The 14642-nt window shown below is 70.3% G+C and carries 14 protein-coding genes; 5 read left to right on the forward strand and 9 right to left on the reverse strand.

The genetic code is table 11. The annotated features are described in order from the left end of the window. Nucleotides 1-93: 93 nt before the first annotated feature. Nucleotides 94-630, forward strand: coding sequence for a phosphatase PAP2 family protein (locus ABZ441_RS27210; RefSeq protein WP_358978859.1), 537 nt, complete (start codon nt 94-96; stop codon nt 628-630). Here the strand turns inward: ABZ441_RS27210 and ABZ441_RS27215 are convergent. From ABZ441_RS27215 to ABZ441_RS27250, 8 genes are all read right to left on the reverse strand, one after another. Next, nucleotides 615-2453 carry a glycoside hydrolase family 18 protein gene (locus ABZ441_RS27215; RefSeq protein WP_358978862.1) on the reverse strand — a complete coding sequence of 613 codons (1839 nt, stop codon included), beginning with the start codon at nt 2451-2453 and terminating at the stop codon, nt 615-617. The two genes, ABZ441_RS27210 and ABZ441_RS27215, sit on opposite strands and share 16 nt — an antisense overlap. Before the next feature lie 93 nt (nt 2454-2546). Beyond that, nucleotides 2547-2996 (reverse strand): hypothetical protein, encoded by a 450-nt coding sequence (locus ABZ441_RS27220; RefSeq protein WP_358978864.1) that lies wholly within the window; start codon nt 2994-2996, stop codon nt 2547-2549. 165 nt (nt 2997-3161) lie between these two features. Then, nucleotides 3162-4577, reverse strand: coding sequence for an FAD-dependent oxidoreductase (locus tag ABZ441_RS27225; RefSeq protein ID WP_358978866.1), 1416 nt, complete (start codon nt 4575-4577; stop codon nt 3162-3164). Nucleotides 4578-4598: 21 nt separating this feature from the next. Then, nucleotides 4599-5402, reverse strand: a complete 804-nt coding sequence (locus ABZ441_RS27230) for an ABC transporter permease (RefSeq protein WP_358978869.1) — start codon at nt 5400-5402, stop codon at nt 4599-4601. Further along, entirely contained in the window at nt 5402-6325 is a 924-nt protein-coding gene (locus tag ABZ441_RS27235) for an ABC transporter permease (RefSeq protein ID WP_358978871.1), read from the reverse strand. Before ABZ441_RS27235 ends, ABZ441_RS27230 begins: the two co-directional genes overlap by 1 nt. Continuing rightward, nucleotides 6322-7473, reverse strand: a complete 1152-nt coding sequence (locus ABZ441_RS27240; RefSeq protein WP_358978873.1) for an ABC transporter ATP-binding protein — start codon at nt 7471-7473, stop codon at nt 6322-6324. The genes ABZ441_RS27235 and ABZ441_RS27240 overlap by 4 nt, the downstream gene beginning before the upstream one ends. Before the next feature lie 51 nt (nt 7474-7524). Continuing rightward, nucleotides 7525-8772 carry a spermidine/putrescine ABC transporter substrate-binding protein gene (locus tag ABZ441_RS27245; RefSeq protein WP_358978875.1) on the reverse strand — a complete coding sequence of 416 codons (1248 nt, stop codon included), beginning with the start codon at nt 8770-8772 and terminating at the stop codon, nt 7525-7527. Between the two features lie 48 nt (nt 8773-8820). After that, nucleotides 8821-10335 carry a gamma-aminobutyraldehyde dehydrogenase gene (locus tag ABZ441_RS27250; protein WP_358978877.1) on the reverse strand — a complete coding sequence of 505 codons (1515 nt, stop codon included), beginning with the start codon at nt 10333-10335 and terminating at the stop codon, nt 8821-8823. Between the two features lie 202 nt (nt 10336-10537). On the opposite strand from ABZ441_RS27250, the gene ABZ441_RS27255 reads away from it, so the two are divergent. Continuing rightward, nucleotides 10538-11092, forward strand: a complete 555-nt coding sequence (locus ABZ441_RS27255) for an NADAR family protein (protein ID WP_358978879.1) — start codon at nt 10538-10540, stop codon at nt 11090-11092. Nucleotides 11093-11149: 57 nt separating this feature from the next. Here ABZ441_RS27255 and ABZ441_RS27260 read toward each other — a convergent pair whose 3' ends face one another. After that, nucleotides 11150-11896 (reverse strand): DUF4190 domain-containing protein, encoded by a 747-nt coding sequence (locus ABZ441_RS27260; RefSeq protein WP_358978881.1) that lies wholly within the window; start codon nt 11894-11896, stop codon nt 11150-11152. Nucleotides 11897-12015: 119 nt separating this feature from the next. Here ABZ441_RS27260 and ABZ441_RS27265 point away from each other — a divergent pair, with 119 nt between their 5' ends. Genes ABZ441_RS27265 through ABZ441_RS27275 form a run of 3 tightly spaced genes read left to right on the forward strand, consistent with a single transcriptional unit; the run spans nt 12016 to nt 14636 of the window. After that, entirely contained in the window at nt 12016-13050 is a 1035-nt protein-coding gene (locus ABZ441_RS27265; protein WP_358978883.1) for an adenosine deaminase, read from the forward strand. Between the two features lie 23 nt (nt 13051-13073). Then, on the forward strand, nt 13074-13778 hold the full coding sequence (locus ABZ441_RS27270; RefSeq protein ID WP_358978886.1) for a glycerophosphodiester phosphodiesterase: 705 nt from the start codon (nt 13074-13076) through the stop codon (nt 13776-13778). 51 nt (nt 13779-13829) lie between these two features. Continuing rightward, the gene (locus tag ABZ441_RS27275; protein ID WP_358978888.1) at nt 13830-14636 is read left to right on the forward strand and encodes an SAM-dependent methyltransferase; all 807 of its coding nucleotides are present in this window, start codon (nt 13830-13832) and stop codon (nt 14634-14636) included. Nucleotides 14637-14642: the final 6 nt, after the last annotated feature.

The following is a 14642-nucleotide window of genomic DNA, read 5'->3' on the forward strand; positions in this document are numbered from 1 at the left end:
GGTCCGACCGGCCACCTCGGAACAATCCCCCCTGTTCCCCGGTGGCCGGTTCTTCTCGTTTCGACGGCCGCCGCGCTGCTCGCGCTCTTCCTCGTGATCACCTGGCAGGTGCTGGCCGACGGCCCTCTGCTGGATCCCGACGAACGGCTCGGCCTGGAGCTGGCGGGGCGCGGCCCGGCCCCGCTCACGGATCTCCTCGCCGATCTCGGCAACATGCAGGTCGCCGTTCCCGTGCTGGCGTGCGCGGTCCTCGTCGCCTGGCTGCGGCACGACCGGCGCGCGGCCGCGTACGCCGTCCTGGCCATGGCCGCCGTCCCGGCGCTCGTCGTGCCGCTCAAGCTGTGGACCGACCGTCAGGGGCCGCTGACGGAGGCGACGGGCTACTTCCCCTCGGGGCACACGACCACGGCGATGGTGGCGTACGGCGCCGCGGCCCTGCTGCTCGCCCCGCACCTGAGGCGGACATGGGTGACGCTCGTCACCGCCGTCCTGCTGACGGCGGCGACGAGCGTCGGTCTGGTGCTGCGCGGTTACCACTGGCCGCTGGACGTGGTGGCCGGCTGGTGCCTCAGCGGGATGCTGCTGCTCGCGCTGCGGGCGGGTACGCGAAGCGGTCAGCCCCCGAAGTAGGCGTCGAAGTTCTTCGAGAACTCCCAGTTGTTGAAGCGGTCCCAGTTGATGGACCAGGTCATCAGCCCCCGCAGCCCGGACCAGGTGCCGTGCGTCTGGTAGGAGCCACAGGACGTGCCCGCCTTCTTCGTCAGGCAGTCGAGCGCCTTGGTGACCTCGGCGGGCGACGTGTGGCCGTTGCCCGCCTGGGTGGACGCCGGGAGGCCGAAGGCCACCTGTTCGGGCCGCAGCGCCGGGAAGACCTTGGTCCGGTCACCCGCGACGGGGAAGCCGGTGAGCAGCATGTCGGTCATGGCGATGTGGAAGTCGGCGCCGCCCATGGAGTGGTACTGGTCGTCCAGGCCCATGACGGAGCCGGAGTTGTAGTCCTGGACGTGCAGCAGGGTGAGGTCGTCGCGCAGGGCGTGGATGACCGGCAGGTAGGCGCCGGCGCGCGGGTCCTGGCCACCCCAGGGGCCGGAGCCGTAGTACTGGTAGCCGAGCTGCACGAAGAAGGTCTCGGGGGCCATGGTGAGGACGAAGTCGTCACCGTACTTGGCCTTGAGGGACTTCACCGCGGAGATCAGGTTGACGATGACGGGGGTCGTCGGGCTGCGGAAGTCGGTGTCGCCGGTCGCGAGTGACAGCGAGTGGCCCTCGAAGTCGATGTCCAGGCCGTCGAGGCCGTAGGTGTCGATGATCTTGCCGACGGAGCTGACGAAGGCGTCACGGGCCGCGGTCGAGGCGAGCTGCACCTGCCCGTTCTGGCCGCCGATCGAGATGAGCACCTTCTTGCCGGCCGCCTGCTTGGCCTTGATGGCGGCCTTGAACTCGGCTTCGCTCTCCACGTTCGGGCACTCGGCGACAGGGCAGAGCGAGAAGCGGATGTCCCCCGAGGTGACGGACGTCGGCTCGCCGAAGGCGAGGTTGATGACGTCCCACGAGTCCGGCACGTCGGCCATCCGCGTGTAGCCGGAGCCGTTGGCGAAGCTGGAGTGGAGGTAGCCGACGAGTGCGTGGGCCGGGAGCCCCCCGTCACCGCCTCCCCCGCCGCCGGTGGCCGTGGTGGCGCTCACGGCCGCCGACTTCGCCGACTCACCGGCGGCGTTCACGGCGGAGACCTGGAAGCTGTACGCGGACGAGGCGGCCAGCCCCGTCACGGTCGCCGAGGTGCCGGTGGTGTCGAGGACCTTCGCACCGCCGCGGTAGACGCGGTAGCCGGTGGCTCCGGCGGACGCGGTCCAGGACAGCGGGACGGCCGACGCGGTGGCGGTACCGGCTCTCAGGCCGGCGGGAGCGGCGGGCACGGCGACGGGGTCGCCGCCGGGGCCGGTCAGGGTGAGGTCGTCGGCGTGGTAGGCGGGGGTGCCGTACCAGCCGTGGGTGTAGACCGTCACCGACGTGGTCGTGGGGCCGGTCCTGAAGGTGGTGGTGAGCTGCTTGTAGGCACCGGCGGACTGGGTCCAGGTGGAGACGTCGGTGGTGCCCGTGCCGGACGCCCCGAGGTAGACGTAGCTTCCCTGCACCCATGCGCCCAGCGTGTAGGCGGAGTCGGGCTTGACGGTCACCGTCTGGGAGCACCGGGCGTTGTCGCTGCCCGCCGGTGTCGCCTTCAGGGCCGAGGTCCCGCTGCGCACGGGCGTGCTGACGGCCACTCCGCTGCCCCCGGTGCAGCTCCAGCCGTCCAGCCCCGCCTCGAAGCCGCCGTTGCGCGCCAGGTCGGCGTCGGCCGCTCCGGCGGCCGGTGCCGTGGCGGCCAGGGCGCCGACGGCGAGCACGACGGCCGAGAAGGCGGCCAGGAGCCCGGAGAGGCGGACGGGTGGTCGGGATCCGGTGCGTTCCACAACAGCCTCCGAGCAAGGGCGAATTGAGTGGTGCGCACAACATGGTCCAGACCAATCAGGTTGTCAATACCTCTGGCGGCGCCTCACCTCCCGTCACCGCGCGCCGCGGACAGCCGCGGCCTCGTGCAGGGCGAGCTCCAGGAGGCTCGCGTCGGTGAGGGTTCCGGAGCCGTCGGGCGGGATCAGCCACCGCACCCCGCCCACGGTGCCGCCCGGCCGGGGAACCACGATCCACACCCCCGCCCCGACACCGCGGATCCCCGTCCCGATCCAGCGGGCCGCCGTACCCGGGGGCACGAAGAAGCCCATCCGGGAGTCCCCGAAGTCCGCGAGGACGGGCCCCGGCCTGTCGAGGAGCCGGGTGAGCACGTCGAGCGTCGGATAGCCCAGCTCACCGGGGACGATCAGCACGTCCCAGCGCTTCCCGGCGGGCAGGAGTGCCATCCCCTGCGGGTCGCGCTCCCACTCCCTCAGGCACGCGCCCGGATGCGGTGCCACCGATGCGAGCCATGCGACCGCGGTTTTCGCACCCGTGCCGGTCATGGACTGCCTCCCTCTCCCCGTGGGCACCGGCAGGGTCCTGCCGGTGCGTTCACGGGAGAGAGGGGGCGGGCGCGGGATCATGACGCGGGTTCCGCCGCCGATCGGAAGTGATCTGGATCACCCGTGACGGGCTGCCGGTCGACGCCGCGGCCGGCCCGCCGGGGGTCAGCTGTCGAAGCCCAGCCCCAGCCGGTCCATGGTCCGCAGCCACAGATCGCGGCGTCCGCCGTGGCTGTCCGCCCGGGCGAGGGATCTCTTGGTGAGCTCGATCCCGGCCCAGGCGAACGGCTCGGGCGGGAAGGGCACCGGCCTGGACCGGACCATCCGCAGGGCGGTCCGCCCGGTCTCCCGGCCCGACAGCAGGTCGAGCATCACTTCGGCACCGAAACGCGTGGCCCCGACACCCAGCCCGGTGTATCCGGCGGCATACGCGACCCGCCCGCGATGGGCCGTTCCGAAGAACGCGGAGAAGCGGGTGCACGTGTCGATCGCGCCTCCCCAGGCATGGGTGAAGCGCACACCGGCCAGCTGGGGAAAGCACTCGAAGAACTGACCGGCGAGCTTCAGGAAGGTCTCCGGCCGCTGGTCCAGCGAGGGATCCAGCCGGCCGCCGAACGGATAGACCGCGTCGTACCCGCCCCAGAGGATGCGGTTGTCCGCGGAGAGCCGGAAGTAGTGGAACTGATTCGCGCTGTCGCCCAGCCCCTGACGGTTGCGCCATCCGACCGAGGCCAGCTGTTCCGCGTGGAGGGGCTCCGTCATCAGCGCGTAGTCGTACACCGGGACCGTGTAGGGGCGTACCCGTCGCACCAGGGACGGAAAGATGTTCGTCCCGAGAGCGACGTCGCGGGCGAACACCCTGCCGTACGGGGTGCGCACGGCCATGCCGGCGCCCGACGGGGCTAGTTCGAGGCCAGGGGTGTGCTCGTGAATCCGTACGCCGAGGCTGAGGCACGCCTCCTTCAGACCCCAGGCGAGCTTCGCCGGATGCAGCATGGCGACGCCGCGGCGGTCCAGCAGACCGCCGAGGAACGTCGGTGAGTCGACTTCCGCGCGCACCTGGTCCCGGTCGAGGAACTCCGTTTCCCCGAAGCCGAGTTCCCTGGTCGTGCGATGCCGCTCCCGCAGCTCGTCGAGCTGGTGGGGCTGCGTCGCGATGTCGATCTCCCCGGTGCGCTCGAAGTCGCAGTCGAGGGAGTAGCGGGCGACGGCCGCCTCGATGGCGTCGAGGTTCCGCGCGCCCAGCTCCTCCAGCTTCCCGATCTCGTCCGGCCAGCGCTCCAGACCGTTGGCCAGGCCGTGGGTCAGCGAGGCGGCGCAGAATCCTCCGTTGCGTCCCGAAGCCGCCCAGCCCACCTCGTGCCCCTCGATGAGGACGACATCGCGCCCGGGGTCCCTCTCCTTGGCGATGAGCGCGGTCCACAGCCCGCTGTAACCGCCGCCGACGACCAGGAGATCGCACCGCTCGTCGCCGGTCAGAGCGGGACGGGCCCGCGGCCTCCCCGGGTCGTCGAGCCAGTAGGACAGGGGACGTGCGTCGGAGAGTGAGTGTGCGGCAGTACGCATGGCGTCCGGGGCCATGGTTTCCAACTCCTTCGGCTTCTACTTGACCGCGTTGCTCTTCCGCCGGTTCGCGATGAGCTGTCCGGCGAGAACCACCACCACGGCGATGACGAACATGGCCGTGCCGATGACGTTGATCTGCACGGGTGTTCCACGCTGCGCCGATCCCCAGACGAACATGGGGAACGTCACCGTGGAGCCCGCGTTGAAGTTGGTGATGATGAAATCGTCGAAGGAGAGCGCGAAGGCGAGCAGCGCCCCGGCGGCGATTCCCGGGGCGGCGATCGGGAGGGTCACCCGGAGGAACGTCTGCACGGGGCCCGCGTAGAGATCGCGGGCCGCCTCCTCCAGCCGCGGGTCCATCGACATCACCCGTGCCTTGACGGCCGTCACCACGAAGCTGAGGCAGAACATGACGTGGGCGATCAGCACGGTCCAGAAGCCCAGCTGTGCGCCCATGTTGAGGAAGAGGGTGAGCAGCGAGGCCGCCATGACGACCTCGGGCATCGCCATCGGCAGGAAGATCAGCGAGTTGATCGCGCCGCGGGCCCGGAAGCGGTAGCGGACCAGCGCGAAGGCGATCATCGTGCCCAGCGCGGTCGCGCCGATCGTCGCCCAGAACGCGATCCGCAGCGAGAGCGAGAGCGAACCGCAGAGGTCGGCGACGCCGCAGGGATCCTTCCAGGCGTCCAGGGAGAAGCGCTGCCAGGCGTAGTTGAAGCGTCCGTTCGGCTTGTTGAAGGAGAACACCATCACGACGATGTTCGGAAGGATCATGTACGCGAGGGTCAGCAGACCGGCGAGCACGACCAGGTTCCGGTGGATCCATCGGAGTGCGGGCATCAGACCAGGTCCTCCGTGCCGGAGCGGCGGATGTAGACGGTGACCACGAGCAGGACGACCGCCATGAGGATGAACGAGAGGGCGGCCGCCGTCGGGTAGTCCAGGACCCGCAGGAACTGGGTCTGGATGACGCTGCCGACCATCTTGGTGTCGGTGGAGCCGAGGAGTTCCGCGTTGACGTAGTCGCCGCTGGCCGGGATGAACGTCAGCAGGGTGCCGGAGACGACCCCGGGCATGGACAGCGGCAGCGTCACCTTGCGGAAGGTGGTGGCGGGCGTGGCGTACAGGTCGCGCGCGGCCTCGTGCAGACGGCCGTCGATCCGTTCCAGCGAGGTGTAGAGCGGCAGGATCATGAACGGAAGGAAGTTGTACGTCAGACCGCAGACGACCGCCATGGGGGTGGCCAGGACCCGGTTGTCCCCGGTCCAGCCGAGCCAGGCTGTGACGTCCAGGACGTGCAGGGTGTTCATCACCCCGACGACCGCTCCGCCGTCCGCGAGGATCGTCTTCCAGGCGAGCGTCCGGATCAGGAAGCTGGTGAAGAACGGTGCGACGACGAGCACGAGCACGAGGTTGCGCCAGCGGCCCGCCTTGAACGCGATGAGATAGGCGAGCGGGTAGCCGAGCAGCAGGCACAGGAAAGTGGCGGTGCCCGCGTACAGGAGGGACCGGACGAACTGCGGGTAGTAGTCGGCGAAGGCGTCCCAGTAGGTCCGGACGTGCCAGGTGACCTGGAAGCCCTTCTCCAGGGATCCGGTCTGCACGGAGGTCGACGCCTGGTAGACCATCGGCAGCGCGAAGAAGACGAGCAGCCACAGGATGCCGGGGAGCAGCAGCCAGTACGGGACGAGCCGCCTGCGGGCGGACGGTTTGCGGACGTCGGTGTTCACTGAGGGCGCCGGTGGCGCCTCGGCGGCGCTCACGCCGCTTCCTCCATGCCTTCCGCACCGGCGTTGATGTGCTGGGCCGCGTCGAGCCCGAAGGTGTGCTCGGGATTCCAGTGCAGGACGACGCCGGCGCCGGGTACGAGCCGGCCGTCGCGCTCGATGTTCTGCTCGTAGACCTGGAGCGCCGTGCCGGCGGGGCTCTCGACGACGTACTGCGTGGAGACGCCGATGAAGCTGGAGTCGGTGATGCGGCCGGTGACCCGGTTGCGGCCGTCGGGTATCGCGGCCGCGTCGTCGGCGTGGGTCAGGGAGATCTTCTCGGGGCGCACGCCCACGAGTACCTTCCCGCCGCTCTCCGCCGAGGACGGACACCGCCCGCCGGGCAGTCTGAGCCTCCCGCCGCCGGCGGCCACGACGACGTCCGCTCCCGTGGAGACGATCCGCCCCTCGATGAGGTTGGAGGTGCCGAGGAAGTTCGCCACGAAGGTGGTGCGGGGGTTCTCGTACAGATCGGCGGGGGCGCCGAGCTGCTCGACCCGGCCGCCGTTCATCACCGCGACGGTGTCGGCCATCGTCATGGCCTCCTCCTGATCGTGGGTGACGTGCACGAAGGTGATGCCGACCTCGGTCTGGATCCGCTTGAGTTCGAGCTGCATCTGGCGGCGCAGTTTCAGGTCGAGGGCGCCGAGCGGCTCGTCGAGGAGGAGGACCTGGGGGTGGTTGATGAGCGCGCGGGCCACGGCGACGCGCTGCTGCTGTCCGCCGGAGAGCTGGTGCGGCTTGCGTCGGGCGAAGTCGCCGAGCTGGACGAGGTCGAGCATCTCGCCGACCTGCTTGGCGACGGACTTGATGCCGCGGCGGCGCAGCCCGAAGGCGACGTTCTCGCTGACATCGAGGTGCGGGAAGAGCGCGTAGCTCTGGAAGACGGTGTTGACGGGGCGCTTGTACGGGGGCAGGTCCGTGATGTCGCGGCCGCCGAGCGAAACTGTGCCGGTGGTGGCCTCCTCCAGGCCCGCGATCATGCGAAGGGTGGTGGTCTTGCCGCAGCCGGACGCGCCGAGCAGCGCGAAGAAGGAGCCCTGCGGGACGGTGAGGTCGAGGGGGTGCACTGCGGTGAAGGAGCCGTAGGTCTTGCTGATCCCGGTGAGACGGACGTCGCCGCCCTCTGTCTGCTGCTGTGTCATGGGTCGCGGTCCCAGTGGTGTCGAGGGAAGATCGGGAGGGGGACGGGCCGGTCAGGCGCCGATGAGCTTGGCGAACTTCTCCTCGTACGCCGTCTCTTCCCCGGCGCTGAGGGAGCGGAAGGACCGTGACTTCGCGGCCATCGCCCTGTCGGGGAGGATCAGCGTGTTGGACGCCATCGACTCGTCGATCTTCGCGAGCTCACCGGCGACGCCGTCCACCGGGCAGACGTAGTTGATGTAGGCGGCGAGCTGGGCGGCGACCGGGAGCTCGTAGTAGTGGTCCATGAGCTTCTCGGCGTTGGTCTTGTGCCGCGCTCCGGCCGGGACCAGCATGTTGTCGCTCGACGTGATGTAGCCGGCGGACGGGATCGAGAACTTGATGTCCGGGTTGTCGGCCTGGAGCTGGATGATGTCGCCCGCCCAGGCCACACAGGCCGCGATGTCCCCCTTGCTCAGGTCCGCGGTGTAGTCGTTGCCGGTGAAGCGGCGTATCTGCTTCGTGTCGACACCCTTCTGCATCCGGCCGACGGCCGCGTCGAAGTCGGCGTCGGTGAAGGACCCGGGGTCCTTGCCCATGTCGAGGAGCGTCATGCCGACCGAGTCGCGCATCTCGGAGAGGAACGAGACCTTGCCCTTGAGCTTCGGGTCGTCGAGGAGCTGGGTGACGGAGTCGACCTTCCGGCCACCGGTCGCCTTCTCGTTGTAGGCGATGACGGTCGGGATACCGGTCCACGGATAGGAGTAGGCGCGCCCCGGGTCCCAGTCGGGTGTACGGAACTGGGGCGAGAGGTTCGCGAAAGCGTGGGGCAGGTTCGCCGGATCGAGCTTCTGCGCCCATCCGAGCCGGATGATGCGGGCGGCGAGCCAGTCCGTCACGATGATGAGGTCGCGTCCGGTGTCCTGGCCCGCGGCGAGCTGCGGCTTGATCTTCCCGAAGAACTCGACGTTGTCGTTGATGTCCTCGGTGTACTTGACCTTGATCCCGGTGCGTTTCGTGAACGCGTCAAGGGTCGGACGGCTCTTCTCGTCCTCGCTCACGTCCATGTACTCGGTCCAGTTGGAGAAGTTGATCCGCTTCTCCGTTGCCGAGTGGTCGTCGAAGGACGCGGCGTCCCCCTCCCGTTTCGCGGGCGGTATCCCGCACGCGGTCAGCGCTCCGAGGCCACCGAGGGCGAGGGCTCCCATGCCCGACGCCCTGAGAAGCGAACGGCGGGTGAGGGCGCCCCTGCCGTTTCCGAGGCTGCGCCTCATGGCTGCCAGCTGTGGCGCGGAGAGGCGCTCGGGCTCGTACTGCTCCATACGCGTGGGCCCTTCCGGGTGGGTGGGGCCGCCGGGCGGCGGCCGCTGCTATCGGTCCCCGAAGACGGTGCGGTGCCAGTCCTTCCGGGCCACCGCGGTGTTGTCGTACATGACGTGCTTGACCTGCGTGTACTCCTCGAAGGAGTACGACGACATGTCCTTGCCGAAGCCGCTGGCCCGGTATCCGCCGTGCGGCATCTCGCTGATGATCGGGATGTGGTCGTTGATCCACACGCAGCCCGCCCTGAGCTCACGGGTTGCGCGGTTGGCCCGGTACAGACCGGTGCTCCACGCGGAGGCGGCCAGCCCGTAGGGGGTGTCGTTGGCGAGGCGGATTCCCTCGTCGTCGGTGTCGAAGGGCAGCACGACGAGGACGGGGCCGAAGATCTCGGAGGTGACGATCTCGCTGTCCTGGGCGGCGCCCGTGATCAGGGTGGGCCGGTAGTAGGCACCGGCGGCGAGGTCACCTCCGGGGGCCCCGCCGCCGGTGACGACGGTGGCGTAGGCGCGGGCGCGGTCGACGAACCCGGCCACCCGGTCACGATGCTGATGGCTGATCAGCGGTCCGAGGTCGGTCGAGGGGGCGAAGGGGTCACCGAGCCGCACGGTCTCCATCAGGGCGGCGACCCCGCTCACGAACGCCTCGTAGAGGGGACGCTGGACGTAGGCGCGGGTGGCGGCCGTGCAGTCCTGGCCGCTGTTGATCAGGGCTCCGGCGACCGCCCCCTCGATCGCGGCGTCGAGATCCGCGTCGTCGAACACGAGGAAGGGCGCCTTGCCGCCGAGCTCCAGGTGCAGGCGCTTGACGGTGGCGGTGGCGAGCGCGGCGACCCGCCTGCCGACGGCGGTTGATCCGGTGAAGGAGGTCATCACGACGTCGGGGTGGCTCACGAGGTGCTCGCCCGCGTCCCGCCCGGCACCGGAGACGATGTTGATCACGCCGTCGGGAATGCCTGCCTCCGTGGCCGCCTGCGCGAACATCAGCGCCGTCAGCGGCGTGATCTCGGCAGGCTTCAGCACGATGGTGTTACCGGCGGCGACGGCCGGGAGGATCTTCCAGGCCGCCATCTGGAGCGGGTAGTTCCAGGGCGCGATCGAGCCGATCACACCGAGGGCCTCACGGCGCACGTAGGAGGTGTGGTCGCCGCTGTACTCGGCGGCCGACTTCCCTTCGAGGTGACGGGCGGCGCCGGCGAAGAACGAGGCGTTGTCGACCGTGCCGGGGACGTCGAACTCGGTGGACAGCTTGACGGGCTTTCCGCACTGCAGGGACTCGGCGTACGCGAGGTCCCCGGCCTGGTCGGCCAGTACGGCGGCGAAGCGGTGCAGCGCCTGCGAGCGTTCGGCGGGGGTGAGCCCCGACCAGCCGGGGAACGCCTCGCGGGCGGCCGCCACGGCGGCGTCGACGTCGCCGGTGCCGGCCAGTTCGTAACGGAGGACCGTGCGGCCCGTGGCGGGGTCGACCACGTCCTGGTGGCGCCCCGAGGTGCCGGGGCTCAGCCGGCCGCCGATGTACTGCGCGCCCCCGGCGAAGCGGTCCTGCGGCTGGAAGCCGTTGCCCATGACGTTCTCCTCCACTGCGCCGTGACCAGGGGCGGCGTAGCTTCTTGTCGAATTGAGTGCCGATCCTGACAGAGCAGACCTCCACCAACAAGTGATTCCGTTGTTTCCATTTGGTTACGCAACGGAATCTGTCGACGATGTGTCTCGCACGTGCGGAAATCCATGTACTCACTGTCAGTGGCGGATGCCAGACTCGGCTGCCATGGGACAGGAACACATGGACCTCCTCCTGGAGCGCACGGCGCGCGGGGAGAACGTGAAGTACCTGCCGTTCTGGGGGCACCGGCCCCGCACGGACGGCAGGCTCGGGGAGAGCTGCCTCAGCCAGTGGTGGCCGGCGCCGTTCACGGTCGGTCCGGTGGCCTACGCGACTGCGGAGCACTGGATGATGGCCGGCAAGGCGCGGCTCTTCGGGGACGCGGACGCCGAGGCCTCGGCCGTGGCGGCGGGCAGTCCCGCGGCGGCGAAGAAGGCGGGCCGGCTGGTGAGGGGCTTCGACGAAGACGTATGGGCGCGGGAGCGGTTCGCCCTGGTCGTCGCGGGCAGCGTGCACAAGTTCGGTCAGGACCCGGCGCTGCGGGCGTATCTGCTGGGCACCGGGGAGCGCGTGCTCGTCGAGGCCAGTCCCCTGGACCGGATATGGGGCATCGGACTGTCCAAGGACGATCCGCGGACCGCGGATCCGGTTTCCTGGCGCGGGCTGAATCTGCTGGGCTTCGCGCTCATGGAGGCGCGTGCGCGGCTGCGCGCGGGGTGACGACGCGCGCGGCCGCGGCCGGGAGATGCTTCCCCCGGCCCGGCCGTCCCCCGCTGGTCAGCGGTCGGTGCCGACGACCAGTGACGTGGAGTAGGGATCGTCGTAGTCGTAGCCATTGCTCGATTCGTCGTTGGCGATGGCCCAGATGATGAATCCCAGGAAGACCGCGCTGATGACGATTCCGACCGACCCCAGGATGATCCCGGCGAGCGCCATGCCCCCGTTGGTCGCCTCACCCCGCCTGGCGCGACCTCGGCCGATGATGCCGAAGATCAGAGCGAGGACGCCCAGGATGACGCCGAACCCGTACATGCAGAAGCCGACCACCGCGATGATGCCGAGGACCATCGCGGCGATGCCCAGCCCGTTGGTGGGCGCCGGGCCCCAGGGCTGCTGGCCGCTGTAGCCGGGGTATCCCGGGTAGCCGTACGCAGCCGAGGGTGCGGCGGGCGCGGACGGGTAGCCGTACCCAGCCGAAGGTGCGGCAGGCGCGGACGGGTAGCCGTACCCAGCCGAAGGTGCGGCGGGCGCGGACGGGTAGCCGTGCTGCCCCGGCCCGTTCGGCCCGACCGGCGGCGCCGGCACGGGGGGCTGTTGCGGACCGAAGGAGCCGACGGGTCCGGGTCCAGGTATGGGCCCGGCGCCCGTGTCGGGGCTCGGCATGGACGTGACCGTGGGCTGGTTGTGCACCGCGGGCGGCACGGCGTCCGTGGGCTGCTTGCCCAGGTCGACCCTGTTGTCCGGCGGAGCCCACGGATCGCGCGGTGCGCCCTCGCCCCCGGGCTGCTGTGTGTTGTCTGACATGGGCCTCCCCCATCGTGGTCCCGCCATGCTACGGCCCGGTCCGCGGCCGCAGGGTCCCGCCTACGATGATCGGTGCAGCCGGTGCACCCGGCCGAATTTCAGAGATCCGGGAGTATCCGATGAACGATCTGCACCCCTTCGTCGCGGGGCTGCCCAAGGCCGAGCTCCACGTCCACCACGTCGGGTCGGCCTCGCCCCGCATCGTGGCCGAACTGGCGGCGCACCACCCCGACTCCAAGGTCCCCACGGACCCGGAGGCGCTGTCCGACTTCTTCACCTTCACCGACTTCGGGCACTTCATCGACGTCTACCTCTCGGTCGTGGACCTGATCCGCACCCCCGAGGACGTCCGCCTGCTGACCTTCGAGGTCGCCCGGGACATGGCCCGCCAGAACATCCGGTACGCGGAGCTGACCGTCACCCCCTTCAGCTCGACCCGCCGGGGCATCCCGGAGCAGGGCTTCATGGAGGCCATCGAGGACGCGCGCAAGACCGCCGAGTCCGAGCTCGGCGTCGTCCTGCGCTGGTGCTTCGACATTCCCGGCGAGGCCGGTCTCGAGGCCGCCGAGGAGACCGCCCGCCTCGCCGTCGACCTGCGGCCCGAAGGACTGGTCTCCTTCGGCCTGGGAGGACCCGAGGTCGGCGTGGACCGTCCGCAGTTCAAGCCCTACTTCGACCGTGCCATCGCCGCGGGTCTGCACTCCGTCCCGCACGCCGGGGAGACCACGGGCCCGCAGACCGTCTGGGACGCCCTCACCTCGCTGCGCGCGGAGCGCATCGGCCACGGCACCAGCTCCACCCAGGACCCGAGGCTGCTGGCCCACCTCGCCGAGCACCGCATCGCCCTGGAGGTCTGCCCGACGTCGAACATCGCCACCCGTGCGGTGGCCGACCTCGACCGGCACCCGATGCGGGAGATGGTGGAGGCGGGGGTCCTCGTCACGGTCAACAGCGACGACCCGCCGATGTTCGGCACCGACCTCAACAACGAGTACGGGGTGGCGGCCCGGCTGCTCGGCCTGGACGAGCGCGGAGTGGCCGACCTGGCGAAGAACGCCGTGGAGGCGTCGTTCCTGGACCCGGCCGGCAAGCGGACGCTGGCCGCCGAGATCGACACGTACACGACGAACTGGCTGGAGGCTCCCGGCCGCTGACCCCGGCCGGTCACAATGGCCCCATGACCACCACTGTCACCGCCGTGGCACACCGCGGAGATCCCTACCGTGCCCGCGAGAACACCCTTCCCTCGATCCTGTCCGCCGTGGAACAGGGCGCGGACGCGGTCGAGATCGATGTCCGCGTCACCCGGGACAAGGTGCCCGTGCTGCTCCACGACTCCACGCTGGAGCGCCTGTGGGGCCACGACGTCCGCCTCGACCGGCTGGATCGACAGGAGTTGCTGGAACGGAGCGGCGGCGGGGTGCCGACCCTGCGTGAGGCGCTGTCCGCCGCCGGCGACCGCCGGGTCATGGTCGACCTGCCTGGCGCCACCGACGCGTCGGTGCGGGAGATCGTCGGTGTGGTGCGGGACAGCGGGGCGCGGGAGCGCGTGTACTACTGCGCGGACACGCACGCGATGCTGAAGGTGCGGGCGGCCGATCCGTCCGCCGAGATCGCGCTGACCTGGACGACACTCGCGCCTCCGCGTGCCGTCCTGCTCGAGGCGGTGCGGCCGCGCTGGCTGAACTACCGCTTCGGACTGCTGAGCCGCGAGCTGACGGACCGTATCCACAGGGACGGACTGCTGGTCTCGGCCTGGACGGTGGACACCCGGCGCACGATGCGCCGGCTGATGGCGTGCGGCGTCGACTCGATCACCAGCAACCGGATCGACGCACTCCGCGACCAGCTGACCAACTCTCTTTCCCGTGGGGCCGCTTGACCGGTCCGGCATCATGGGCGGTCCGTACCGTCCGTGGCCACTGGAGCAGACGTGACCGAGCCCGGCGCCCGTACCGCACCCTCCCGCGTCCGCACCGACATCGCCCACAACGCCCGGGTGTGGAACTACTGGCTGGGCGGCGCCGACCACTACCCCGTCGACCGCGCGGTGGGTGACCGGGTCACGGCCCTGTACCCGAGCATCGGCGAAGTGGCCCGTGCCGACCGGGCCTTCCTCGGCCGGGCGGTGCGTCATCTGGCCGGCGACACGGGGACCGGCCAGTTCCTGGACATAGGCACCGGACTGCCGACCGCGGACAACACCCACGAGATCGCCCAGCACACGGCGCCCGACGCACGCGTCGTGTACGTCGACAACGACCCGATGGTCCTGGTGCACGCGCGTTCCCTGCTCACCAGCTCACCCGAGGGCGCCACCGAGTACATCGCCGCGGACGCCCGGGACCCGGAGCGGATCCTGCGCGACGCCGGGCGGACCCTGGACCTCGGGCTGCCGGTCGCGGTGATGATGCTGGGCATCCTCAACTTCATCCTGGACACGGAGGAGGCGCGGAGCATCGTGAGGACGCTGACGGACCCCCTGCCGTCGGGCAGCCACCCGGTGCTCACCCATCCCACACCGGAGCTGGGCGGCGAGGGCAACGAGGCCGCGATGCGCTTCTGGAACGAGAACGCCACCCCGCCGATCACCGCCCGCAGCCGCTCCGAGTTCGCCTCGTTCCTCGACGGCCTGGACATCCTGGAGCCGGGCATCGTGTCCTGCTCCCGCTGGCGGTCCGGTTCCTCCGTGCGGGGTCCCGAGGTGGCCCAGTTCGGCGCGGTGGGCCGCAAGCCGTAAGCGCGG

Source organism: Streptomyces sp. NPDC005752, assembly GCF_040630715.1.
Lineage (GTDB): Bacteria > Actinomycetota > Actinomycetes > Streptomycetales > Streptomycetaceae > Streptomyces.